General features: G+C 44.4%; 23 protein-coding genes. 14 read left to right on the top strand and 9 right to left on the bottom strand.

Annotation, left to right across the window (positions count from 1 at the left end):
• Positions 1-582: 582 nt before the first annotated feature.
• From GVV58_RS10980 to GVV58_RS10930, 11 genes are all read left to right on the top strand, one after another.
• The gene (locus tag GVV58_RS10980; protein ID WP_005173647.1) at positions 583-1,659 is read left to right on the top strand and encodes a polysaccharide biosynthesis/export family protein; all 1,077 of its coding nucleotides are present in this window, start codon (positions 583-585) and stop codon (positions 1,657-1,659) included.
• A 435-nt stretch (positions 1,660-2,094) separates the two neighbouring features.
• Positions 2,095-4,278, top strand: a complete 2,184-nt coding sequence (locus GVV58_RS10975) for a polysaccharide biosynthesis tyrosine autokinase (protein WP_159516548.1) — start codon at positions 2,095-2,097, stop codon at positions 4,276-4,278.
• A gap of 165 nt (positions 4,279-4,443) precedes the next feature.
• Positions 4,444-5,148: an FKBP-type peptidyl-prolyl cis-trans isomerase gene (locus GVV58_RS10970; protein WP_005094756.1), complete on the top strand. Its 705-nt coding sequence runs from the start codon at positions 4,444-4,446 to the stop codon at positions 5,146-5,148.
• Positions 5,149-5,196: 48 nt separating this feature from the next.
• A complete protein-coding gene (locus tag GVV58_RS10965; protein ID WP_159516547.1) occupies positions 5,197-5,886 on the top strand; it encodes an FKBP-type peptidyl-prolyl cis-trans isomerase in 690 nt (229 codons plus the stop codon).
• Positions 5,887-6,050: 164 nt separating this feature from the next.
• A complete protein-coding gene (locus GVV58_RS10960; RefSeq protein ID WP_159516546.1) occupies positions 6,051-6,785 on the top strand; it encodes a dienelactone hydrolase family protein in 735 nt (244 codons plus the stop codon).
• A gap of 94 nt (positions 6,786-6,879) precedes the next feature.
• The gene (locus GVV58_RS10955; protein WP_100329716.1) at positions 6,880-7,239 is read left to right on the top strand and encodes an HIT family protein; all 360 of its coding nucleotides are present in this window, start codon (positions 6,880-6,882) and stop codon (positions 7,237-7,239) included.
• 160 nt (positions 7,240-7,399) lie between these two features.
• Positions 7,400-8,428 (top strand): A/G-specific adenine glycosylase, encoded by a 1,029-nt coding sequence (gene mutY, locus GVV58_RS10950; RefSeq protein WP_100355450.1) that lies wholly within the window; start codon positions 7,400-7,402, stop codon positions 8,426-8,428.
• 69 nt (positions 8,429-8,497) lie between these two features.
• Positions 8,498-9,040 carry a M23 family metallopeptidase gene (locus tag GVV58_RS10945; protein ID WP_171294123.1) on the top strand — a complete coding sequence of 181 codons (543 nt, stop codon included), beginning with the start codon at positions 8,498-8,500 and terminating at the stop codon, positions 9,038-9,040.
• Positions 9,041-9,055: 15 nt separating this feature from the next.
• Positions 9,056-9,301, top strand: a complete 246-nt coding sequence (locus tag GVV58_RS10940; RefSeq protein ID WP_100329654.1) for a hypothetical protein — start codon at positions 9,056-9,058, stop codon at positions 9,299-9,301.
• A gap of 24 nt (positions 9,302-9,325) precedes the next feature.
• On the top strand, positions 9,326-9,907 hold the full coding sequence (locus GVV58_RS10935; RefSeq protein ID WP_159516545.1) for a DNA-3-methyladenine glycosylase I: 582 nt from the start codon (positions 9,326-9,328) through the stop codon (positions 9,905-9,907).
• Positions 9,908-9,911: 4 nt separating this feature from the next.
• On the top strand, positions 9,912-10,940 hold the full coding sequence (locus GVV58_RS10930; protein WP_159516544.1) for an NAD(P)-dependent alcohol dehydrogenase: 1,029 nt from the start codon (positions 9,912-9,914) through the stop codon (positions 10,938-10,940).
• Positions 10,941-10,990: 50 nt separating this feature from the next.
• Here GVV58_RS10930 and GVV58_RS10925 read toward each other — a convergent pair whose 3' ends face one another.
• The 5 genes from GVV58_RS10925 to GVV58_RS10905 all read right to left on the bottom strand — a co-directional run bounded on the left by GVV58_RS10925 (position 10,991) and on the right by GVV58_RS10905 (position 13,684).
• Positions 10,991-11,635, bottom strand: a complete 645-nt coding sequence (locus GVV58_RS10925) for an START domain-containing protein (RefSeq protein WP_159516543.1) — start codon at positions 11,633-11,635, stop codon at positions 10,991-10,993.
• Between the two features lie 56 nt (positions 11,636-11,691).
• The gene (gene dapB / locus GVV58_RS10920; RefSeq protein WP_005108275.1) at positions 11,692-12,513 is read right to left on the bottom strand and encodes a 4-hydroxy-tetrahydrodipicolinate reductase; all 822 of its coding nucleotides are present in this window, start codon (positions 12,511-12,513) and stop codon (positions 11,692-11,694) included.
• Positions 12,514-12,863: 350 nt separating this feature from the next.
• The gene (locus GVV58_RS10915; protein ID WP_159516542.1) at positions 12,864-13,061 is read right to left on the bottom strand and encodes a hypothetical protein; all 198 of its coding nucleotides are present in this window, start codon (positions 13,059-13,061) and stop codon (positions 12,864-12,866) included.
• A gap of 69 nt (positions 13,062-13,130) precedes the next feature.
• On the bottom strand, positions 13,131-13,358 hold the full coding sequence (locus GVV58_RS10910) for a hypothetical protein (protein ID WP_159516541.1): 228 nt from the start codon (positions 13,356-13,358) through the stop codon (positions 13,131-13,133).
• A gap of 110 nt (positions 13,359-13,468) precedes the next feature.
• The gene (locus GVV58_RS10905) at positions 13,469-13,684 is read right to left on the bottom strand and encodes a cold-shock protein (RefSeq protein ID WP_004280856.1); all 216 of its coding nucleotides are present in this window, start codon (positions 13,682-13,684) and stop codon (positions 13,469-13,471) included.
• Positions 13,685-14,319: 635 nt separating this feature from the next.
• Between GVV58_RS10905 and GVV58_RS10900 the strand changes: the two genes are divergently transcribed.
• The gene (locus GVV58_RS10900; RefSeq protein WP_159516540.1) at positions 14,320-14,517 is read left to right on the top strand and encodes a hypothetical protein; all 198 of its coding nucleotides are present in this window, start codon (positions 14,320-14,322) and stop codon (positions 14,515-14,517) included.
• A gap of 129 nt (positions 14,518-14,646) precedes the next feature.
• Here GVV58_RS10900 and dnaJ read toward each other — a convergent pair whose 3' ends face one another.
• The 4 genes from dnaJ to GVV58_RS10880 all read right to left on the bottom strand — a co-directional run bounded on the left by dnaJ (position 14,647) and on the right by GVV58_RS10880 (position 20,622).
• Positions 14,647-15,765, bottom strand: coding sequence for a molecular chaperone DnaJ (gene dnaJ / locus GVV58_RS10895; RefSeq protein ID WP_005094779.1), 1,119 nt, complete (start codon positions 15,763-15,765; stop codon positions 14,647-14,649).
• A 104-nt stretch (positions 15,766-15,869) separates the two neighbouring features.
• On the bottom strand, positions 15,870-16,247 hold the full coding sequence (locus tag GVV58_RS10890; protein ID WP_005245471.1) for a hypothetical protein: 378 nt from the start codon (positions 16,245-16,247) through the stop codon (positions 15,870-15,872).
• 131 nt (positions 16,248-16,378) lie between these two features.
• On the bottom strand, positions 16,379-19,516 hold the full coding sequence (locus GVV58_RS10885; RefSeq protein ID WP_159516539.1) for an efflux RND transporter permease subunit: 3,138 nt from the start codon (positions 19,514-19,516) through the stop codon (positions 16,379-16,381).
• A gap of 2 nt (positions 19,517-19,518) precedes the next feature.
• On the bottom strand, positions 19,519-20,622 hold the full coding sequence (locus tag GVV58_RS10880; RefSeq protein ID WP_159516538.1) for an efflux RND transporter periplasmic adaptor subunit: 1,104 nt from the start codon (positions 20,620-20,622) through the stop codon (positions 19,519-19,521).
• 148 nt (positions 20,623-20,770) lie between these two features.
• Here GVV58_RS10880 and GVV58_RS10875 point away from each other — a divergent pair, with 148 nt between their 5' ends.
• On the top strand, positions 20,771-21,394 hold the full coding sequence (locus GVV58_RS10875) for a TetR/AcrR family transcriptional regulator (protein WP_159516537.1): 624 nt from the start codon (positions 20,771-20,773) through the stop codon (positions 21,392-21,394).
• Positions 21,395-21,544: 150 nt separating this feature from the next.
• Entirely contained in the window at positions 21,545-24,229 is a 2,685-nt protein-coding gene (ppc, locus tag GVV58_RS10870) for a phosphoenolpyruvate carboxylase (RefSeq protein ID WP_159516536.1), read from the top strand.
• Positions 24,230-24,470: the final 241 nt, after the last annotated feature.

Here is a 24,470-nt window from a genome sequence, read left to right as displayed (position 1 = left end):
TATGGATAAGTATTTTTCTTATACCACTTACCCAATACTTTATAATTATTGTTTTTTTAAAACACTTTTCAACCAATAAAAATCAGCTTAAGCTTTACAACTACTGATATATTACTTTCAATTAATAAGAGATTATTAATTAACACTTCATTTATATAATCTAGCTAATGCCGAATAAATATATGTGAAATTTAATAAAAATAGAATCTAAAAAACCTTTAAAGTATACATAAATAATATGAAAATACTTTCATTATTACTAAGCTTTTGTTTTGTATAGTTATAATATGACAATCACCTTAATCTGCAAGCAATAAAATTTATAAACAATCCGTTTTGCCTGAATAAACTAAGCAATACTTATATCTCTACACCTTAATTTAATGGAAGTTTTAGATACTTTTTTTAATAAATGTTATTGATCTATTTTAATTCAAACGTATACTTAGAACTAAAAATAAGTATAGACAAGCTATATAATTTGTTATAACTTTTAGATGTTAATCACATAAACCATGTTAAAAAAATTAATAATTACGAATAAATACTAATTTTAAATATATAAAAATAAAGGGGTTTCAAGTGAACAATAGACACCTTATAGGCGTTTTAACCTTAAGCCTATCATTAGTCGGATGTGCAGCAACATCTGGCTTTCAAACCTATGATTTACCAGATGAAGGAATTTATCAAACCGAACTGGGAACTCAAGTTAATCTGGTAAAATTGACTCAGGACAATCTACCTGCAGTGCAGTCAGCCCAAACTCAAAACCTGAATCATTACGCACCTTTATTTCAGCATGAAATGCAGGATTATCGTTTGAATCCAGGTGATATTTTATCCTTTCAATTATGGGCCTACCCGGAAATTAGTGCAGTTCCAACAGCAACTGATAATACCAATGGTTATCAAATTGACCGAAATGGTTATATCCATTTTCCATTAATTGGACGCTATAAAACAGTAGGGAAAACCCTTCCGGAGGTTAATCGGGAAGTACGCCGACTATTAATTCCTTATTTAAACAATCCAGATGTGGTGGTGAGAGTACTTTCTTATCAAGGGCAGCGTTATTCAGTGGTGGGTAATGTGAAATCAGCTGGGCAGTTTTATTTGTCTGATCAACCCGTGAGCGTTTATACAGCACTGGGTCTGGCCGGCGGCATTAACGAGCAAGGTAACTCTAGCTCTATTCAATTGGTGCGTCAGGGTGTGGCCTATGACCTCAATACAATTGCATTAGAAAAGGCAGGATATTCATTACATAAGCTGTTAATTCAACCCAATGACACCCTGTATATCAGTCCTCGTGAAAATCAGAAAATCTATGTCATGGGTGAAGCAGGCACGAATACCCCCTTACCCATACGTGACCAAGGGATGACTCTCGCGGATGTTCTCGGTGAAAGTGAAGGGATTAATCCCTATTCAGCCAGTGCTAGTCGCATTTACGTCTTACGTGACAATTCAAATAACCAAATGACTGAAATATATCATTTAAGTTTAAAAAATCTTGGAGATTTTGGCTTGGCCAAAAAGTTCAAAATGCACAGCAATGATATTGTCTATGTAGATGCCACAGGCCTGACTCGTTGGGAACGAGTGGTTAGCCAGATTCTTCCATTTTCAAATGTTGCTGGTACAGCTATACGCTAGCAGGTAGTTCAGCTATGCATATTAAAAAGATTTTGGGGAGCTGTTTTGAAAATATTAACCATCGATTAATGACTGAATGTTTATTAACGAGATCTGCCCGTATTTGTAGATTAAATCTATAAATATAGATGGCTGAAGTAATGCTCAGCGCTGATCACAACACAGCATTTTTTACGTAATAGCATGGGATCTGCCTGCAACTCCATGTAGTTCAACACTAAATATGAAGCAGATTGAATAAAAATAATCTTATCCTGATCATCATAAAAATATCTGGGTTTACCAGACTAGATTTTTTTTGAGGGAACAATAAAGCCAGCATATTTGGGATTCATTTTTGCAGGGGCAGCAGGTCTTTGATGAAGTTCTGTAATTTAATTCAACACGACGTCATCGACTGGAAAAATCACTTTTAAACTTTTAGAAAGCAAAATTATGAACAAAAATAACAATACCGAAAATATGATTGACCTAAAAGGGGTGTTATTTTCCTTGTTTGCGCAATGGAAACTTATCCTCGTATGTGCCTTGCTCAGCGTGCTTGCTGTCCTGCTCTATTTACGCACTGTAGCGATTAATTATAAGGTCGATGCCATCGTCCAAGTCGAAGAAAGTAGAGGTGCCTCAGCTGCTTTATTGGGTAACCTTTCAAGTGTCATTGGACAAATGTCTTCATCTAATGCTGAAGTTGAGGTATTAAAATCACGCAATATTCTGGAATCAGTAATTAATCGCTTAAATTTGGATCTTCAGATTGCCAGTACTGAAGACACTTTTGTTCAGCGACTATTTCAAGGTGTAAATTATCAAACCGAATATCAACCTGAAACTGTGCGCTTTAAAGAGGGTCAAAAAAGCTTCGACATTCGACAGTTTGAAGTTCCTGCCGCCTATTTGGATAAAAATCTGCTACTGCAATTTCAACAACAGGGTTTTAGTCTGATCAATCCTGTGACAGAAGAAACCATTTTCAAGGGTGCACTGAACCAGCCAGTACAATTCAAGACTGCGCAGGGCGACTGGAAAATCGCGATCTTTACTCAGGATCCGCTAGATAGCAGTTATCAGGTGAAAAAGCTCTCTTTGCCCTCAGCGATTGATTCTATTCTTGCCAATTATTCAATTGTAGAAAAAGGCGAACTTAGCGGGATTTTGCAGCTTCGCTATCAAGGTCATGACAAACAGCACATCACCAAAGTTCTGAATACTATTTTGGCAATTTATAGCCAAAATAATATTACCCGTCGTTCGGCAGAAACTGCTCAGACCCTCGCTTTCTTGGATGCTCAATTACCGGATTTAAGAAAACAGCTGGATGATGCAGAGCGGGTCTTTAACCAATTCCGTCAACAGCATAATACTGTCGACATCACCCGGGAGTCAGAATTATATTTAAATCAGAGTGTGACTTTAGAAACACAACGAGCTCTACTCGAACAGAGACAGGCGGAAATAGGCGCCAAATATGCAGCAGCACATCCGACCATGCGAGAAGTTACTGCTCAACTTCGTGTGATTAATGGCAAGATTCGTGAGCTCAATACCACACTTAAAAATCTTCCAGAAATACAACGCCAGTATTTACAACTGTCTCGTGAAGTCGAAGTCAAACAACAACTGTATACCAATTTGGTCAATTCCTACCAACAACTGCGAATTGCCAAAGCCGGCGAGATTGGCAATGTACATGTTATTGATACTGCGCTTGAACCGATTGACGTGATTAAACAGAAACAGCCATTAATTCTGTTCTTAACTTTTTGCTTCGGTACTTTCTTGGGAATTCTGGTGGCATTATTCCGCAATATGTTCCGTTCTGGAGTGAAAGATAGTAGCCAAATAGAATACCAGCTGGATCTTCCCGTCTATGCCAATATTGCACACTCCCCTGTTCAGAAACCGGGACTGAAACTGCTGAAAAAGAAAAAACTGCCTTTCTTATTAGCCCTTAAACATAGTGATGATATGGCGATCGAAAGCTTGCGCAGCATCCGGACAGCAAGCCATTTCGCTCTGTCTCAGGCCAAAAATAATATTATTATGATCTCGGGTCCAGCGCCTAGAGTTGGAAAATCATTTGTTTCCAGCAATCTGGCAGTCATCATGGCAGAAAAACATAAACGCGTATTGATCATTGATGCGGACTTGCGTCGTGGTCATATACACAAATATTTTGATTTGGATAATCAATATGGATTAACTGAATACCTGAATGAGCAAATTACCTTGGAACAGATGGTGCAAAGCACCAATGTAGCAAACCTCAGCGTCATCACCTGTGGTGAAAATCCAGTCAATCCATCCGAACTTCTCAATTCGGTACGGTTTCAGGAATTACTGCAACACCTGACGCCACACTATGATCATATTATAATTGATACGCCTCCTGTCCTGGCGGTCACGGATGCGATCATCGTGTCCCGATATGTCGGACTCAATCTGGTGGTGGCCCGCTATGCAAAAACACAAATGAAGGAATTGGCACTGACAGTGAACCGTTTTAAACAAGCGGGGAGTACCGTAAATGGCTTCATCCTGAATGATATCCAGCGTTCAGCAGGTGGTAGTTATAGCTATGATTATACTTATAGCTATAAAACCAAAACAAAAACCAGTTGATCTTTTTGAATAAAAAAACCAGCCATTGCTGGTTTTTTTATTTTTTTAAAGCTCTACCAAACTGCGATATTTGCTTGCTAAAAAACCACCCATTCTGCAAGATTTCTCAAAATTTTCTGCTAAGATGGAATGAACCTCAACGATAACATTAGATTGGAATAATACATGAGCAAGGCCTTACCGATTGCTGTCGCTGTTCTTCTAGGCGGTGCCGCGCTAGTACCTGTTTACTATGCAACTCAAAACCCAGCTGCTCAAACGACTAAAGCATCTAAAGATGCCTCTGCTGTTTCTAAAATCAGCTATGCTCTCGGTTATGAAGTGGCTCATCAAACCCCACCTGAACTCGATATTAATAGCTTTGTGACAGGCGTACGTGAAGGACATGCGCGTACTGAACCGGCGTATACTGAAGAAGAATTACAGGCAGCTTACGAACAGTTTCAGAAAGAAATGCAGCAAAAGCAACTCGATAGCACTAAACAGGCACAAGCATCGAGTGACAGTTTCCTGACCGAAAATGCCAAAAAAGCGGGTGTAAAAACCACAGCTTCCGGTTTGCAATACCTAGTGACCAAAGAAGGCACGGGCAAACAGCCGGCTGCTTCTTCAATCGTGAAAGTCCATTACACCGGCAAACTGGTGGATGGTACTGTATTTGACAGTTCGGTTGAACGTGGCGAGCCGATTGAGTTTCCACTCAATCAAGTGATTCCAGGCTGGACTGAAGGCCTGCAACTGATGAAAGAAGGCGGTAAAGCGACCCTGTATATCCCATCTCAACTTGGTTATGGTGAACAAGGCGTGCCAGGGACGATTCCTCCACACAGTACTTTGATTTTTGATGTGGAACTCATTGAAGTCAAATAATCTATAAATAAGGAGAGCAATGCGCTCTCCTTTATTTTGAGAATAAATATGAAAATACAAATAAGTTTGATGGTTTTACTGCTAAGTTCTGGCAATCTGCTTGCCAAAGATGTGACCAATAAAAGCCCGGAAGCTGAACAGGTCGGTTATAGCTTTGGTTATCTGATGGGGAAAAGTAATGCCGACTCTTTGCAAGGGATTGATCTGGACGCTTTCAGTGCCGGTTTAAAAGCTGCTGCTGCCGGAAAACAGTCCACTTTAACTGAAGAAGACATGGCTCGAGCGCTGACCCAGTTTAAACGTCAAAGTGAAGCCAAAGAGCTGATTGAATTAAAACAAAAAGCTGAAGAAAACACCAAAATCGGTCAGGCTTTTCTGACAGAAAATGCCAAAAAAGCAGGGATAAAAACGACTAAATCTGGCCTGCAATATCAGATTCTTCAGGAAGGCAAAGGCAAATCGCCAAAAGCCGATAGCAATGTCCGCGTACATTATGAAGGCCGTTTGATTGATGGTACGGTTTTTGATAGTTCAATTGCCCGCAATCAGCCTGTGGTCTTCCGTACCACCCAAGTGATTACCGGTTGGACTGAAGGCCTGCAACTGATGAAAGAAGGTGCCAAATACCGCTTCTTCATTCCTGCAGAACTGGCCTATGGACAAATTGGTTCAGGTGATGTGATTGAGCCAAACAGTACCTTAATTTTTGATGTGGAATTACTGGAAATTATGAAGTAATCAATACTGTTTTTTTTAAATATTCAATCAGAGAGGCGCGATAGCGGCCTCTCTTTTTTATATGGATGAAGCATAATTAATCGAATGTTTTCATGTCACATTCAGATCAGTTTTGCTATGTTATATGTTAATTAAACGGTTCAACAAGAATAGAGGACGTCAGCATGGCAGCAATCAAGACCCGTGAAATTCATTATACTGCGCCGGATGGCAGCGCATTGATTGGCTATTTTGCCGCTCCAGAAACAGATGCACCCCTTGCAGGTGTGCTGGTCGCACCAGAATGGTGGGGTCGTAATGAATATACCGAACAGCGCGCTCGCGAACTTGCAGAACATGGCTATGCGGCCTTGGCGATTGACATGTATGGTGACAAAAAAGTGACCACCCATTCTGATCAGGCCTACCAGTGGATGATGCAGACCTTTGAAGATCCGGACACCATCGTTGATCGTGCGACAGCAGCTTTAAATACCTTGGCAGCACAGGATGAAGTCAATGCAGAGAAACTTGCTGCCATCGGTTTTTGTTACGGCGGTAAAGTAGTGCTGGATGTGGCGCGTGCCAATGCCCCTTTAAAAGCAGTGACCACCTTCCACGGGACACTTGCTGCCAAAGCACCGGCTCAAGAAGGTCAAGTTCAGGCCGAAATTCTAGTCTTGCACGGTGAGCTAGACAGCATGGTCACCTTAGATGATGTCGCCAGTTTCCGTGAAGAAATGCATGCGGCCAACGTCGAGCATGAGGTGATTGTCTTTGAAGATGCCAAACATGGCTTTAGCAACCCGCTCGCCGACGAACGGGCCAACGCCAATGGCGTGGATCTTGGTTACAATGCTGAAGCGGAACAAAAAAGCTTGGCGGCGATGTATGCCTTATTGGAACGTCATTTGGCTTAAATAGATATAAGTGCTCGACTTGAAATCAAGCTGAGCACTTTAAAGAATTATTGAAGAAAAGAACGATAAATCCTACCAGAGGAGAATGCTGACTATGGCTGAAACCAACTGCCCTTACTGTAACTATGACGAATATGATGTCATTGCTAAAAATGATTATGGTGTGGTGCTGCCTGAACCGAATTCATTATCCGAAGGTCACTGTGTAGTGATTCCACTCCGGCATGTGGCTTCATTTTTTGAAGTGACGGACAAAGAACGTAAAAGCCTGATGTCTTTGCTGGAACAGGCACGTAATGAGCTCAATTTACGTTACCAGCCCACCGGTTTCCATGTCGGTTTTATTGATGGCGAAGTGTTTCAGGAAAAGGTCGAACATCTGCATATTCATATTATTCCGCGCTATAAAGACAAAGTATTGAAGCTGGATGAACGCTGGGGGATTAGCGACTAAATCTTTGCTGTTTTAAAATAAATGCTCTTCGGAGCATTTATTTTTTGTGTTATTAAGCCGATATCCATACACACTACTCCGCAGTTTTTATCTACTTTTCACATTTCAGGCCTGCCGATTCCGCTATAATGGCTGCTGCTTATTCGGTTGCTATTTATCCATGTTTGTATTTTCAGATGCCCTGTTAGAATGGTTTGATGTGCATGGTCGTCATGACTTGCCCTGGCAGGTGACAGATGATCCCTACAAAGTCTGGGTCTCTGAAATCATGTTGCAACAAACCCAGGTCAAAACTGTGCTGCAATATTATGAACGCTTTATTCAGCGTTTTCCGACCGTTCAGGACTTGGGTCAAGCCTCTTGGGATGAGGTTGCACCTTACTGGGCAGGACTGGGCTATTATGCCCGTGCCCGTAACCTGCACAAAGCTGCCGGCATGGTGACAGCACAGCAGCAGTTTCCTCAAACCCTGGAACAATGGATTGCCTTGCCGGGGATCGGCCGTTCCACCGCTGGTGCCTTAATGTCACTGGGTTTACGCCAATACGGCGTGATCATGGATGGCAATGTCAAACGGGTCTTGTCGCGTTTCTTCGCGATTGAAGATGATCTGTCCAAACCTATCCATGAACGTGCCTTATGGCAACTGGCCGAAGAATTATGTCCGGTCGAACGTAATCATGACTATACCCAGGCGATTATGGATCTCGGTGCTACGGTCTGCACTCCGAAAAAACCTCTGTGCCTATACTGTCCGATGCAGCAACATTGCAAAGCGCATCAGCAAGGTCTGGAAAATGAATTACCATTCAAGAAAGCCAAAAAACCGGTGCCAGTGCGCTCAGCACAAGTATTATTGATTCAGTCCTCTAATGAATGGCTGTGGCAACAACGACCCAACAGTGGCCTGTGGGGCGGACTCTGGTGTTTGCCAATTATTGAAAATGCCCATGAATTCGAACAGCAATGTCAGCAGCTTGGCCTAAAAAATATCCTCAAAAAAGTCCAGATCAGCCATAGTTTCACCCACTTCACCTGGCAGCTTGAAGCAACCGTTTTCGCAGTGGATCAGGATCAGCAGGAACATCTGGCGATTGAACTGCAAAGCAACTGGATGCGTCCAGAGACAGCCATTGATTGCGGTCTGCCGACAGCAATGAAAAAATTGATCTCTGCCGTTAACCTATGACATAGTCTGGACAAAGCATCATATCGATCAGCTCAGAATGAGCATTGCCAATATTTAAGGATGAATAACGTGCGCCAATACCTTGCTTTGACCTGGGTGGCTTTGATTGCCATATTACTGACCGCCTGTAGCAGTACGCCGAAACAACCTTCTTCTGCACAGTTAAATCCGCTACTGGTACAAAAACTGCAAAATAAGCGAATGCCTTCTTCACTGCCCATCCCGGTGGCACGTGTACAGGCACGTGAATTACAGGATACTTGGGGGGCGTCGCGCAGTCGCGGACGTTTGCATGAGGGCATTGACATCATGGCTCCACGTGGAACCAAAGTCTTTAGTGCCACAGAAGGTCTGATTGCAGATTTACGCAATAACAATTTGGGTGGTAAAGTAGTCTGGATTCTCGGTCCGGGCGGCTCCTGGCATTATTATGCACATCTGGATGGACATAAACGCGGCCTGAAAGTGGGTGATCCTGTCAAAAAAGGCCAGCTCATCGGCTATGTGGGCAATAGCGGTAATGCCCGACATACTGCACCACATCTGCATTATGGTATTTATTTACAGGGCAAGGGACGCGGTGTGGTCAACCCCTACCCCTATTTACGTTAATTTTAGGATATTTACATGTCAGAAACGTTGATCAATCGTCTGGTAGAATTTGCTGAATCAGGCAATCAACAAAAAATCGTACTGAATGGTCAAAGCTATCAGGGCTGGGTGATGGAAATTACCGAAGAGGCGCTGCTGATCAGTACCGGTTATGCCGACAAAAGTGGTAAAGACATGTGGATTCAATTTAGCGATCTGGATCAGGCTGAACTGTCTTACTGGGATAATCAGCAAGATCAATGGGCTGTGTTTAAATTATAAAACTATAAAAATAAGGAGCATGGCATGACTCTACAACGCTGTGGCTGGTGCTCCAATGATCCGCTGTATATCACCTATCATGATCAGGAATGGGGACAAACCCTGCTGGATGAAAATCGCCTGTTTGAAATGCTGTGTCTGGAAGGACAGCAGGCCGGTCTAGCCTGGATTACCGTACTCAGAAAACGTGAAGCGTATCGTGAACATTTTTTTCAATATTCCATTCAGTCGATTGCAGCACTTACAGATCAACAACTCGAACTCAAGCTTAAGGATGCCCGCCTGATCCGTCATCGTGGCAAACTGCATGCCATTCGCGAGAATGCTCAAGCATGGCTCAAGCTGCAACAGCAAGGCATCAATGTAGGGCAATGGCTTTGGTCTTTTGCCCAACAACCCCGACTGAATAATGATGTTGCGGATTATCGTCAGGCAGCGGCACAGACTATCGAAAGCCAGATCATGTCAAGAGCCTTAAAAAAGGCCGGTTTTAAATTTGTTGGACCCACCATTTGCTATGCCTTTATGCAGGCCGTTGGTATGGTCGATGATCACGAAAATCATTGTCACTTTAAAACAAGATCTTCTCATTCAAATAAGAGCTGAATTTATGTCGAATAATATTATCCACACTTATGCTGCAATGTCAGCAGGTGCTGCACTCGAACCCTATCAATTCGATGCCGGCGAACTACAGCCACATCAAGTCGAAGTCAAAGTAGAATACTGTGGTCTGTGTCATTCTGATATTTCAATCCTCAATAATGACTGGGGTTCATCCGTTTATCCGGTCGTGGCTGGACACGAGATTATCGGCATCATCACGCAACTGGGTGGCGAAGCCAAAGGCCTGAAAGTGGGACAACGGGTTGGCATTGGCTGGACTGCGGAAAGCTGCCAGTATTGCGATCCGTGTATTTCAGGTCAGCAGGTACTCTGTACTGGCGGCCAAGTGGCGACTATTGTCGGACATGCCGGTGGTTTCGCCGACAAGGTCCGTGCTGGCTGGCAATGGGTCATTCCCCTGCCTGAAGATCTGGATCCTGAAAGTGCCGGCCCTTTACTCTGTGGCGGGATTACCGTATTCGATCCGATTCTGAAACACCAGATTCAGGCCATTCATCATGTTGGCGTAATTGGCATTGGTGGTTTAGGACATATGGCCATCAAGCTGCTGAAAGCCTGGGGCTGTGAAATTACTGCCTTCACCTCGAACCTGGATAAAACTGATGAACTGAAAGCCATGGGCGCTGACCATGTAGTGAACAGTCGTGATGTCGCTGCATTAAAAGCCCAGCGTGGCAAGTTTGATTTATTACTGAGTACTGTCAATGTCACCTTGAACTGGCAGGCTTATCTGGCAACTTTGGCACCGAATGGCACTGTGCATATGCTGGGTTTACCACTTGAGCCGATGCAGATTCCGGCTGGCATGCTGATTGGTGGAGCCAAGTCAGTTACCGGTTCACCGACAGGTTCGCCGGCGGCATTACGTCAGTTACTCCAATTTGCTGCACGTAAAAATATTGCTCCGCAAATTGAAGTCTTCCCGATGTCACAGCTGAATCAAGCAATTGAACATCTGCATTCGGGTAAAGCCCGCTACCGGATTGTACTTAAAGCAGATTTTGAAGCTTAAACTCTGCCTGTTTCAATCTGTCAAAAAGACCCAGCAATTGGGTCTTTTTTTTATTGCAATACTTCCGGCAAAACTGCAAGGCCTGCAGGCTTGGCCAGCTCTGCTTTCATCTTTTGTAGCATCTGATAAGGCTGTTGCTGCACGAACATATTTACAAAAGTTAAGGGAATCGAGCCTTCCGGATTGGCATAACCATAGGTAGAGACCTTAACCTTATTATTAGCCAGTTTCTGAAAAGTCCAGTCGCCCTGATAATCGGTTAAACGCACATAATCCGGGTTTAAAGGATAGCCACTTTGGATGGCTTTATTCTTGATGGTGATCTGGCCATTGGCTTCCTTGATCATCTTGCCCTGCACAATCAGGTCACGGTCTTTTAAGGGAAATGGAAAATCCAGCACCATATACAGGGTAAAGTCACCTTTTTTATCATCACGGGACAGGATCTTGATGCTATCCATATAGGGAACCCACTGTACTGCATGCTCAACATTCAAAATGAGGGACACGGCATTTTCAAGCGGTGCAGTATAGGTCGTTTCAGCTTTATAGAGAAAAACCGGGTTTTGTTCATTCTGGTAGGTCCAGACCTTGATATTGTTTTTATGAATACTGAGTTTAGGCGTCCCGACAGGCTTGGCCTGCGCAATGGCACCAAGCGCCACTGCACAGAGCAGGAAAATCATTTTTTGCATTTTTTATTCGTCTTATTTTAGTTTTAGATTTTTTTATAAATGATTTTGACTCGGTTTTAAACCTGAATATCGTTAAAACCGAGCACGTCCTTCATATCATATTTACGCGCTTCACGGCCTACGACCCAAGCCGCAGCACGTACCGCACCAGAAGCAAAGTTCATGCGATTGGTGGCTTTATGGGTAATTTCCACACGTTCCCCATCGGCAATAAACATCGCGGTATGTTCACCGACAATATCGCCACCACGAATGGTCTGGAAGCCAATGCTCTTACGCTCACGCGGACCGGTATGACCTTCACGGCAATATATCGCATCTTCTTTCAGGTCACGACCCAAAGTTTCCGCAATCGCCTCACCCCACATCAAAGCTGTACCCGATGGCGCATCTACTTTGTGACGGTGATGTGCTTCAATCACTTCAATATCAACCGTGTCACCAAACACTTTAGATGCCAGTTCAAGCAGTTTGATCGAAACGTTCACACCCACTGAATAATTCGCTGCATAAACTACAGGAGTTTCCGTGGCAGATTCCTCCAAATAGGCTTTTTGCTCGTCATTCATACCGGTGGTACCAATCACGATTGCGACCCCTGCTTCACGGCAGATTTTAAGATGATTGACGGTCGCTGCTGGCGCAGTGAAATCGATCACGACATCACAGTCTTTGACTACATCGGTAAGGCTACCCACGACCTTAACACCTGTTGCGCCAATTCCGGCAAGTTCGCCAGCATCAGCACCTAATAGTGTACTTTCAGGGCGTTCTACTGCAGCCGCCAATTGATAACCTGCTTCATGCACAGCCTGAATAAGGATACGCCCCATACGACCGCCTGCACCTAAGATCCCAATGCGTGGTGTAGCTGACATAACATAGTCCTGATGTTGATCCAAAATTGCTCTTACTATAGCAAAACTGCGGAATAACACTAAGATGCATTGCATAAAAATCAATGAAAATACTAAAAGAGTGAAACCACTGATATTGATAAGTGTTTCAATCCGGTCTTTGGAATTATGGGCTAGATCTCATCCAGGTCGTCGGATATGGATCAATAGCACGCATGAACGTAACCGTCTTCAAAAAGCAGCTTTCAAATCAGATGAAGAACATTCAAGCTTCGGGGGCAGATTAGGATCGTCTAGAGTTTTTATTGTCTTTCAATTCAGCTCGGCTTATCTCTCATTGAAGCGACGAACCTGAGTCACTTAGGGATCATCTATACAATTTTGAAAATTTTTCCACTTAAGGTACTTTGAAAGCACATTTCAAAACTGGGACGAATATCCTCACCATCTACAGTGATATGTTTTATATTGGAATGAGATTGTGTTTTAGAAAAATGATGATCGACTGTTGCTTGAATAGCGTGTTGAGCCCCAAACTGATCCTTCACATTGATACTTTTTTTAAGCATATCTATACCTTTAATAATAGTTAAAGTGGCAAAATATCCACTAAAAATTGATGTTTCTTAATTTTATCTTTAAATAACTTTATGATTTAGCCTAAATAATTGATTTAGAGAAGTATAGAAGGTACGGCCATCTAAGTTTAAATCTACCTCAACTCCAGGTGAAAGAAGAACTCTTTTACCCACTTCAATTCTTTTTAAACCCTGACGTGTATTTTGCATTTTATTGAGAGGAATTAACGAAACAATAATTTCAGTACCATTTTTAGATTTTGCAATTAAATCATTTATTTTTAACAACTTGAATTCTGTTTTTCTAAAGATTTTTCCAATTTGGAAAATAACTTAAAATTAAATTTGAACGATAAAAAAAGCACTTATTAAGTGCTTTTTTTACTGTTTATTCTTGCTTAGATAGCAACAATATTTACAGCATTCGGTCCTTTTTGACCTTGAGCTACACTGAATTCAACCAGTTGGCCTTCCATTAAGGTTTTAAAACCTGAACTGGCGATTTCGCTGAAATGAGCAAAAACATCTGGACCTGATTCTTGTTGAATAAAACCAAAACCTTTAGTTTCGTTGAACCACTTTACAGTACCTTTAACAACATTTGAGTTTGACATAATATATCCTACTAATTTTTTAATAATTTTTAGTCATTTTATAGACTGATTATAACTTTGAAATAATAAAGAATGAGACTTAAAATCTGAAAAAAACGAAGGATTATGACTAAAACTGCGATACTTAAAGAAGATTTACCGAAACAAGACTTTTTTCTAGTTAAGTTAACTATACACGAAAAGTTTAATTAATCAAGTTTTCTTATATATATATTTATTTTATTTATTAAAAAAATAAAATTTTAAAAATTTATAGTGATTTCAATAAGATTAAGCTTTCATTGTCATGATAACAAAATAAGAGTAATCTGTTGTACTGGTAAATTTGATAAGTAATGAATGCGATTATATAGCTCTGTAATAACAATATTGGCCTTTTTAATTTCGGGAATGATGCTTTTTTCTCACTTACAAAATATCTATCACCTTCCAAATTTGGACTCATACTTTCTATTTAGATAGTCAAATATAAAAACAGAAACCGCTTTTTAGGCGGTTTTTATATTTGTTAAATAAAATCTTGTTATCCCAATAGAACAAAGCATATATCTATTTGTATTTTTATCGATCATTCAATCAAAATATAGAGGAGACTCGAGTTTAAAATACGCCCCTCATTTTGTAAGGAGTAGATTTTGAAAAAAGCACTGTTCATATTACTGGTTGGTCTGTCTAGTCATACATATAGCGCATGGAATATAGATGAAAATGGTTTATATCATTCTAATTTTTGTCGTGCTGGATATTATTGGCAAATTGTAAGTTGGAATTTTACTGGTACTGCTTGTTATATGCCAATGCATGGTCTGTGGGGAAAACGTGTAGTCGAATAAATTAAAATACTTAGTACTTGATATACTGATTTTTTGGACACCTTTTAAGGTGTCTTTTTTTATCAAACACACTAGTTTTTATACGAAATAAAAAAGGACGCCTCAGCGTCCTTTTTTACTTTCACTCAATTAATCAAACAAACGATCAAAGAATGATTTTTTCTTTGGTGAGGACTTGCTGTCTTCCCCATCCATGGTTTCTTGCAGTTCTTTTAACAGTTCACGTTGACGTGCACTTAAATTCACTGGAGTTTCCACCACAATACGGCACAGCAAGTCACCTTGCATGCTGGTACGTACCGGTTTAACACCCTTACCACGTAAGCGGAACAGTTTACCCGTTTGCGTACCTTCAGGAATTTTCAGACTAACACGGCCATCTAGCGTAGGAATCTGAACTTCCTTACCTAAGGCTGCATCAGCAATCGATACCGGCACATCCATATACAGGTCAGCGCCATCACGCTGGAAGATTTCATGCTCACGCACCACCACTTCTACATACAAGTCACCTGACTGGCCGTCACGGATCGCTTCACCCTTACCGGTCAAGCGTACGCGGTCGCCATTGTCCACACCCGCAGGAATAGTGACTTCCAGAGTTTGCTGACGATCCGACACACCTGAACCATGACATTTATTACATGGGTTCTTGATGATCTTGCCCTGACCACGACAGGTACTACAAGTTTGCTGTACCGAGAAGAAACCTTGCTGCATGCGCACTTGACCAGCACCATGACAGGTACGGCAGGTTTCTACATCGTTTGGATTTTTTGAACCCTTACCATCACAGGCATCACATGGTGCCGGTGCAGTAAAAGTAATGGTTTTCTTGACGCCCTTGACCGCTTCTTCCAGGGTCAATTCCATCACATAGCGTAAGTCCGAACCACGGCGCGCACGTTGCTGGCCACGACCACCGCCGCCACCGAAGGCACCACCGAAAATATCACCGAACTGGCTGAAAATGTCTTCTGCGCTGAAACCACCACCGAAGCCGCCACCGCCGCCCATACCCCCTTCAAAGGCCTGATGGCCCATACGGTCGTACATGCTGCGCTTTTCACCATCAGAGAGCACTTCATAGGCTTCTGCTGCTTCTTTGAATTTATCTTCAGCTTCAGCATTGTCCGGGTTACGGTCTGGATGATATTTCATCGCCAACTTACGGTAGGCTTTTTTGATTTCATCATCACTAGCGGTTTTAGCGACGCCCAAAACCTCATAATAATCACGTTTAGCCATGTCTGGCGATGCTCCTCACGGAATTTTGTTTAATATTCAACTGAGGTCTGAAATTGGGGTCAAACCGAGTTTTACAAGGGGAAATATGAAAAAAATTATACGCTTTAGAACACAGCTTTGTTTTGAGAGAATTTATGGATGCCTTTAAACCAGGCATTGATCAGGAAAATAAAGGCAATAAAGCTGAAAATTACCCCGGTCACCACACAGGCTTTGACCCATAGCTGGCTGTCCCAGGCAAAGAAAAATAGGGGAATAAACCACAGCGCAGCGAAAATCGCCAAAATGGTATAAATCACGATATTGCGCATGATCCACAGTGCCTGTGCCTGTAACCAGACTTCAGCATAATCAACTTGAGTGACTTTACGTGCGAACCAGTAAGCCAATAGTCCACTAAACAGGGTAAATAAGGCCAAAAACATGAAGACATAAGCCATCGCTACGGAACGTCGCATCTTGGTTAATGTATCTTGAGTCATGTTTGGTTCAACCTCGTTACCGTATTGGCAGCTCGGCCAATGCAGCAATTACTTATTTTTTTAAATTATAAAAATCTCAGGTGCTACTATATTGAAAATTTCCAAATTTCGCACCTGAAATTATGACAAATTTAAACAGAATTTAAACTTTTTTTCACTTTAAACCACTGTGCATATAAGGCAGGCAGAAAAAACAGGGTTAATAGTGTTGCTACAATCAAACCGCCCATAATCGCCACTGCCATCGGCCCGAAAAAAATACTGCGGGATAAGGGAATCATGGCCAGCACCGCAGCCAGTGCGGTCAATACGATCGGACGACAACGGCGTACCGTGGCATTGATGATGGCATCCCACTGCGACTCTCCGGCCTGAATATCCTGCTCAATCTGGTCAATCAGAATCAGCGAGTTGCGCATGATCATTCCGGATAAAGCAATCGTCCCGAGCATCGCAACAAAACCGAAAGGTTTATTGAAAATTAACAGGAATAACACCACTCCGATAATGCCCAAAGGCGCGGTCAGGAACACAATAAAGGCCCGTGAGATGCTCTTGAGCTGAATCATCAGCAAGGTCATCACTACCGCAAGGAATAAAGGCATGCCAGCATTAACCGAGTTCTGCCCACGAGCCGATTCTTCCACCGTCCCGCCCACTTGCAGCAGATAGCCATTCGGCAGCTCTGCCCGGATTTTTTCCAATGGCTCTTTGAGTTCATTGACCACAGTAGCGGGCTGCAGTTTGCTACGAATGTCGGCACGCACGGTAATGGTCGGCAAGCGGTTACGATGCCAGATCAGACCTTCTTCAAAGCTGTATTCAATTTTGGCAAGCTGCGCTAAAGGTACCGATGTACCGGTTGCGGTCGGAACAGCCAGACTGGCTAAAGATGCTACCTCCACCCGTTCAGCCTGAGCACCACGTAAACGGATTTCAATCAGTTCACGTTTTTCCCGATACTGATCAATGCCGGCCCCTAAAATCGAGCTATTGAGTACATTGGCCAGTTCACTGCTGCTCACCCCAAGCTGACGGACACGATCCTGATCAATTTGCAATTTGATGACTTTGCTCGGCTCGCCCCAGTCCAGATGTACATTGGTGGTATTCGGATTTTCTCCCACGGTGGCTGCAACTTTCTGCGCCCATTCACGGACTAATCCTAGGTCTTCACCCGACACCCGGAATTGTAGTGGATAACCCACAGGCGGGCCATTTTCCAGCAAGGACACCCGGGTACGCACTTCTGGCAATAACTTTCGAATCTGGTCACTTAAGGATTTGCGGATTTCATTACGGTCTTCCAGCGAGGAAGCCAATACCACAAACTGGGCAAAGCTGGTTTGCGGCAACTGCTGATCGAGCGGTAAATAGAAACGCGGCGATCCCATCCCAATATAAGCCACATAGTTATCAATACCCTCTTGTTTCGATAAAAAGGCTTCGACTTTTTTTACTGCAGCTTCAGTGGCTTTCAGTGATGCACCTTCCTCAAGTTTGAGATCCACCAGAATTTCAGCCCGGTTCGAGGGCGGGAAAAACTGCTGCGGCACCAACTTAAACATCAGAATCGACAGGATAAAAATTCCGACCGTGGCAGCAATGACAGTTTTACGATAGGACACACAGGCATTGACCCAACGGCGAAAGCCCTGATAAAACCGGGTTTGATAAGGGTCATAATGTTCGCCGGCATGATGCACAATCGGCTGAGGTTCTGGCTGTCTGCGCAGACGTGCCCAAAGACGCTGGTACCACGGTGCTTTCTGAATTAAATCTTTGTTGAAATCCGGCAGAAGTTTATCGCCTAAGTATGGGACAAACAGTACCGCGGCAATCCAAGACACCAGCAATGCGATGGTCACTACCTGGAAAATCGAACGGGTATATTCCCCGGTACTCGATGCTGCAGTGGCAATTGGCAGGAAACCGGCAGCGGTAATCAGAGTCCCGGTCAGCATCGGAAAAGCGGTGGTGCGCCAGGCATGCCCGGCCGCCTGTAAACGGCTATAACCCTGCTCCATTTTAATCGCCATCATTTCAATCGCGATAATGGCATCATCGACCAAAAGACCCAGGGCCAGAATCAGGGCTCCCAAGGAAATTTTATGCAGTCCGACATCAAACAGCTGCATACCGGCAAAGGTCATGGCCAGCACCAGTGGAATCGAGAAAGCCACCACCAGACCGGTCCGGAAACCGAGCGAGAAAAAACTGACCAGCAATACGATAATCACCGCTTCTGCCAGCACTTTCATAAATTCGTTAATGCTGCGTTTGACCGCCACCGGCTGGTCCGAGACTTTTTGCAGCTCCATGCCAAGTGGCAGGGCTTTTTGCAGGCGGGCGAATTCCTGTTCTAGATTTTTACCCAAGGCAATGATGTCCCCACCCTTGCGCATCGATACAGCAATACCAATGCCGTTTTCGCCCATAAAGCGCATCTGGGGCTGCGCCGGATCACTAAAGCCACGATAGACTTCTGCGACATCCCCCAGCTGAATGGTTTTGCCATTGACCAGCAGCGGCATCTGTCTTAACTCTTCAACACTGTTTAATGCACCACTGACCCGCACCTGAATCCGGTCTGAACTGGTTTCAAAAAAACCGGACTGGGTGGTGGCATTTTGCTGCTGCAGGGCTTGCTGAATCGCCATGACTGGAACGCCCAGCTGAATGGCCTTGGTATTGGAAATCTCAATCCAGATTTTCTGGTCTTGCAGGCCAATCAGCTCAACTTTGGCAACATCTTTGACCCGTTGCAATTGCAGCTGTAAGCGGTCGGCGTATTCCTTGAGGGTCGCATAGTCAAAATCTTTACCCTTGAGCACATAAATATTGCCAAAGGTATCGCCGAATTCATCATTAAAGAACGGACCTTGTACCCCTTGTGGCAATTCATGCCGGATATCGCCCACCTTCTTGCGCACGTTATACCAGACATCAGCGACATCTTTCGAAGCCAGGGAATCCTTGGCAACAAAAGTCACCATGGATTCACCCGGACGCGAATAGGCCATGATGCGGTCATACTGTCCCGTGGTCATCAGTTCCTTTTCAATCCGGTCAGTGACCTGTAGGGATACTTCTTTGGCACTGGCACCCGGCCAATAGGTCTGGATCACCATGACTTTAAAGGTAAAAGGTGGATCTTCACTTTGTGACAGTTTGGAATAAGAGACGATGCCGATCAGACCGAGCAGGATCATGAAATACAGCACCAGACCTTTATTTTTTAAAGCCCATTCCGACAGGTTAAAGTTCATGCTTAACTCCCTGCCTGAATGGTCACACGACGGTTTTCACGATCAATCGGATTGATTTTTTGCTGGTTACGCAGCAGATGTACGCCGCCAATCACCACATAGTCTTCCGGCTTGAGGCCACTGAATACAGGAACACTGTCCCGGCCATAGGCACCGAGCTGGACCGGGACTTTACGTAAGGTATGATCCGGCTGGACCACCATGACATAAGCCTGCTGATCCGTTGCCGAGACACTGGATAGCGGCACACTGAGCATATTATCGCGGCTGTGCTGAAAAAATACCCGGGCACTTTGTCCCAGCTGGATCTGGCCATTGCCTTCACGTAAGGAAACTTTAACCCTGAAGGTACGCGACTGGTCCGCTGCCGGTGAAATCTCGCGGACAATGGCGGCAAATTTTTCTTCAGGTTTGGACCATAAGGTGACTAGGGCCGCTTGCCCCACCCTGATTTCAGCAATCGCCTGTTCCGGTACGCCAATCACCACTTCACGTTCGCCGGCAATCGCCAGTTCATACGCCGCCTGCCCGGCAGCGACCACCTGTCCTGTTTCAATATTGCGTGCCGTGATCACGCCGTTTCTGGTGGCAATCAGCTGGTTATAAGCAGTCTGGTTTTTAGCGGTATCATAGTTGGATTGTGCCTGCTTCAGATTTGACATGGCGGTCTTGTACTGATTTTCGATCGCATCATATTGTGAGCGGCTCACGGCATTGGATGGCAATAACTGCTTGAAACGTTGTAATTCATCCTGAGCAATCTTAGTGGCAGACTGCGCGCTTTCCAGCTGGGCACGTGCTACATTCAGCTGCAGCTGGGCATCTTTGACATCCAGAGTTGCCAGGACTTGCCCGACTTTGACCTGGTTACCCACATCGGCGAAGCGCTGGGTCACCTGTCCAGCCACCCGAAATGCCAGCGCCGTTTGCTGGCGCGCCTGCACATCACCAGCATAACTTTTTAATTCATGCCGTGAAGAGGTGGGTGTGGCCACCATGACAAAGGGAACTTCCTGTTCTGCTGCAGCAGTATCTTTGCTGCACCCGCTTAAGGTCACGCTGCAAAGCACCACCATGCCAGCCAATACGCTGTAAATCCTGCTCATCTTATTCGCTCTTATCTGATCGTCTTTTTTAGGGCAAACTATGCTGATATATTGAATTGCTTGTTTTTTAATTAATATACCACCCGGTACACTAATTACAACTCAAGCTTCAAAGCAATGACCGTGGTGACTTTTTTTGGAAAAAATTGTGCAAATACCTGTAGGACGACCCAAGGATCTGGAAAAGCGTCAGCGCATCCTGAGTGTGGCCAAAGCGCTGTTTTTAGCGCATGGCTATCATGCCTCCAGCATGAACCAGATTGCACGTGAGGCAGGTGTAACCAAGCTGACGGTGTATAATCATTTTCAGGACAAGGCGACCCTGTTTAGCTGTGCGATTGAGGATACCTGTGAAGCCATTCTGCATGAACATCCTCAGCTCTTGCAGCCAAGCAGTGACTTTGCGCAGGAGTTTTATCAGGCCTGTCAGCGCGCTTTAAATATTATTCATTTACCGGAAGCGATCAAGCTGGACCTGCTACTGATGGAACTGGCCTCGCAGCAAAGTCCTCTGGCAGAACAGTTTTATCAGGCCTCGCATGCCAAACTGGAGGCGGTCTGGCATGATTTCTTTGCGCTGGCGCAGCACTACCAGTTTATTCAGGTCGATCGACCCGAGAAACAGACCGAACTGATCGTGTCCCTATTGACCGGAACACGTCATCAAAAAATCCTGCTCGGACTTACAGCTCCGCCCTCCAGTACAGAACAGCAGCAGATCATTAGTCAGGCGATTGAGCTGTTTATGCTGAAATACGGAATATCTGGCTAAATCCCTTCTGATCGCTTGAGTGCTGGCGACAGGATACTGGCTAAAATTTGCTAAAAAATCCACAAAATATCTGCAACTTTTGTCTGTAAAGGACTTGGATTGTCCTACAGTCGCGGTATAGTCAAAGCAAGCATTTAAGGGAATATAAAAATGATTCAACAAATTGATGCACCACTACGCGAAGACGTACGCTTACTGGGTAATTTGCTGGGGGAAACCTTAAAATTACATGCGGGGCAGGATTTGTTTAATCAGATTGAGCAGATTCGTGCTTTATCTAAAGGCGCACGTGATGGACAGGTCGAAGCAGAAAAACAGCTAGAACAATTATTTTTGAGTCTGGAAGATGCGGAAATCCTGCCCCTAACCCGTGCCTTTACCCATTTTTTGAACTTTGCCAATATTGCCGAACAATATCATGTGGTGCGTCGTCGCCGTCAAAGCGAATTCGATGACACGGCAGAATCCCCTAATCCTCTGGTACCGTTATTTGAAAAATTTAAACAGCAGGAGATTTCTGTCGACACGCTGTACCAGCAAATCTGTGAATTAAAAATTGAACTGGTACTGACCGCGCATCCAACAGAAGTCAGCCGCCGCACCCTGATCCAGAAATATGATGGTATCAATAATGCCCTGTCCAAATTCGACCAGCAGAAACTCACGCCGCGTGAACGTCAGGCGGTGTTGGCAGATCTGAAACAGCTGATTAGCTCGGCCTGGCAAACCGATGAAATCCGTCAGCATCGCCCGACCCCGATCGATGAGGCCAAATGGGGCTTTACTACCATTGAACAGACCTTGTGGAATGCGGTTCCGAAATTTATCCGGGAATTAAATGGCATGGTCGAACAACAATGCGGCCAGAACTTGCCCTTAGATATTGCACCGGTACGTTTTGCTTCCTGGATGGGCGGTGACCGCGATGGCAACCCGAATGTTACCCATAATGTGACGCAAGAAGTGTTATGGCTGTCACGCTGGAAAGCTGCCGATCTGTATTTACGCGATATTGAGAACCTGCGCTGGGAACTCTCCATTCAGCAATGTAGTACGGAAATCTCCGAGGCATTGGGTCTGGATCATCCGGAACCCTACCGTGAATATTTACGTGACACCCGTAGCCGCCTGAAAGCGACCCGACACTGGCTGGCAGAAAAATTAAAGGGCAATGATGCCGATGATAGTTTAGTCATTAAAAGTAAAGATGAGCTATTACAGCCACTATTGACCTGCTATCACTCCTTAATGCACTGCAATCTGGCTGAAATTGCCAATGGCAGCCTGCTGGACTTTATTTACCGGGTCAACAGCTTTGGAATTGAGTTACTGAAACTGGATATTCGTCAGGAATCAGGACGTCACCGTCAGGCGATCTCGGCGATTACCGAATATTTAGGGCTGGGAAATTTTGAAACCTGGACCGAACAGGCACGTCAAAACTTTTTACTGCAAGAATTGCAAAGCAAACGTCCCTTGCTCCCAAAACATCTGAATGAACCAGCCGGCAGTCTGATTCAGCACCCGGATGTACAGGAAGTCTTTGCCACCATGCGCACCCTGGCAGAACAGCCGAGCGAGTCTCTGGGTGCCTATATTATTTCCATGGCGGAATATCCAAGTGATGTGCTGGCGGTATTGCTTCTACAAAAAGAAGCGGGTATCAAGCACGCCTTACGAGTGGTACCACTGTTTGAAACCCTCAAAGATCTGGACGGTGCAGCCGAGACCATGTCGACCCTGTTCAATATGCACTGGTACAAACAGCATATTCAGGGCAAGCATGAAGTGATGATTGGCTATTCGGATTCAGCCAAGGACGCCGGTTTTATGTCGGCCAACTGGGCGCAGTACCGTGCCCAGGAAGAACTGACGACGATTGCCCAGCAACATGGCGTTCAGCTGACCCTGTTTCATGGCCGTGGCGGTTCGATCAGCCGTGGCGGTGCGCCAACCCAGCAAGCCTTGTTCTCACAGCCACCGGGGTCGATTTCAGGCACGATTCGGGTGACTGAACAGGGCGAAATGATCCGCTTTAAATTCGGACTGGAAGAAATTGCCCTGCAGAATCTGGAAATTTATACTGCTGCGACCTTAGAAGCAACCTTGCTCCCGCCACCCGAGCCGAAACAGGAATGGCGCGACCTGATGCATCAAATGACCGAACTCTCGGTTCAGGTCTATCGCCAGACCGTGCGGGAAAACCCGCACTTTGTCAAATACCTGCGCACTGTCACTCCGGAACTTGAACTGCAAATGCTGCCGCTGGGGTCACGGCCGGCGAAACGTAAAGTCAGTGGCGGGATTGAGTCCTTGCGTGCGATTCCGTGGGTATTTGCCTGGACCCAGATTCGTCTGATGTTACCTGCCTGGCTGGGTACCGGTGCCGCGCTGAATAAAGTACTGGATCAGGGGCAACGGGCGGTACTCGATGAGATGCTGGCAGAGTGGCCATATTTTCAGACCCTGATTGATATGCTGGAAATGGTGCTGTCCAAAGCCGATGCACATGTGGCCTTGTACTATGAATCACATCTGACCCAAGATGAAGATCTCAAAGTACTCGGCACAGAGCTGCGCCAGCGTTTGCAGGATGCTGTACAGACCTTACTGACGTTAAAGGGTGAATCCAAATTGCTCAGCAGCAACGGCGTCCTGGATCAATCCATGAAAGTCCGTAAACCGTATTTGTTGCCACTACATTTGCTGCAAGCCGAACTGATGAAACGTCGCCGTCTCTATCTGCAACAGCAGCAAGCTGAAAATACCCCGGTGGATCATGCCCTGATGGTCAGTATTGCCGGAATTGCTGCGGGTTTACGCAATACCGGTTAATCCAAACAGACTGTTTAAAAGCACATCTTCGCGATGTGCTTTTTTATTGAGCAGTCAATAGCCAAGAAATATTTTATTTTATATAGTAAATCAGATTTATTTATACATAGCCCTATTGATTATAAGAAATTAATCTACTGATTTCACTTTAGTTTTAACTCAAAATTCTTTTACCACCCGGTAAAATATTAAATAAAGTCATAGAATTAATTTGAACAAAAATTTTGTTTAAGTGATTAAA

It is taken from the genome of Acinetobacter sp. 18QD2AZ41W (assembly GCF_009829025.1).
Lineage (GTDB): Bacteria > Pseudomonadota > Gammaproteobacteria > Pseudomonadales > Moraxellaceae > Acinetobacter > Acinetobacter pseudolwoffii.
Note: the sequence above shows the minus strand (reverse complement) of the source record. Positions and strands in the feature narration are given on the sequence as shown.

Coding starts and splice junctions, on each gene's coding strand:
- GVV58_RS10975 (WP_159516548.1), top strand. CDS start 2,095: ATGAACAAAAATAACAATACCGAAAATATGATTGACCTAAAAGGGGTG.
- GVV58_RS10970 (WP_005094756.1), top strand. CDS start 4,444: ATGAGCAAGGCCTTACCGATTGCTGTCGCTGTTCTTCTAGGCGGTGCC.
- GVV58_RS10965 (WP_159516547.1), top strand. CDS start 5,197: ATGAAAATACAAATAAGTTTGATGGTTTTACTGCTAAGTTCTGGCAAT.
- GVV58_RS10960 (WP_159516546.1), top strand. CDS start 6,051: ATGGCAGCAATCAAGACCCGTGAAATTCATTATACTGCGCCGGATGGC.
- GVV58_RS10955 (WP_100329716.1), top strand. CDS start 6,880: ATGGCTGAAACCAACTGCCCTTACTGTAACTATGACGAATATGATGTC.
- mutY (WP_100355450.1), top strand. CDS start 7,400: ATGTTTGTATTTTCAGATGCCCTGTTAGAATGGTTTGATGTGCATGGT.
- GVV58_RS10940 (WP_100329654.1), top strand. CDS start 9,056: ATGTCAGAAACGTTGATCAATCGTCTGGTAGAATTTGCTGAATCAGGC.
- GVV58_RS10935 (WP_159516545.1), top strand. CDS start 9,326: ATGACTCTACAACGCTGTGGCTGGTGCTCCAATGATCCGCTGTATATC.
- GVV58_RS10930 (WP_159516544.1), top strand. CDS start 9,912: ATGTCGAATAATATTATCCACACTTATGCTGCAATGTCAGCAGGTGCT.
- GVV58_RS10925 (WP_159516543.1), bottom strand. CDS start 11,635: ATGCAAAAAATGATTTTCCTGCTCTGTGCAGTGGCGCTTGGTGCCATT.
- dapB (WP_005108275.1), bottom strand. CDS start 12,513: ATGTCAGCTACACCACGCATTGGGATCTTAGGTGCAGGCGGTCGTATG.
- GVV58_RS10915 (WP_159516542.1), bottom strand. CDS start 13,061: ATGCTTAAAAAAAGTATCAATGTGAAGGATCAGTTTGGGGCTCAACAC.
- GVV58_RS10905 (WP_004280856.1), bottom strand. CDS start 13,684: ATGTCAAACTCAAATGTTGTTAAAGGTACTGTAAAGTGGTTCAACGAA.
- dnaJ (WP_005094779.1), bottom strand. CDS start 15,765: ATGGCTAAACGTGATTATTATGAGGTTTTGGGCGTCGCTAAAACCGCT.
- GVV58_RS10890 (WP_005245471.1), bottom strand. CDS start 16,247: ATGACTCAAGATACATTAACCAAGATGCGACGTTCCGTAGCGATGGCT.
- GVV58_RS10885 (WP_159516539.1), bottom strand. CDS start 19,516: ATGAACTTTAACCTGTCGGAATGGGCTTTAAAAAATAAAGGTCTGGTG.
- GVV58_RS10880 (WP_159516538.1), bottom strand. CDS start 20,622: ATGAGCAGGATTTACAGCGTATTGGCTGGCATGGTGGTGCTTTGCAGC.
- ppc (WP_159516536.1), top strand. CDS start 21,545: ATGATTCAACAAATTGATGCACCACTACGCGAAGACGTACGCTTACTG.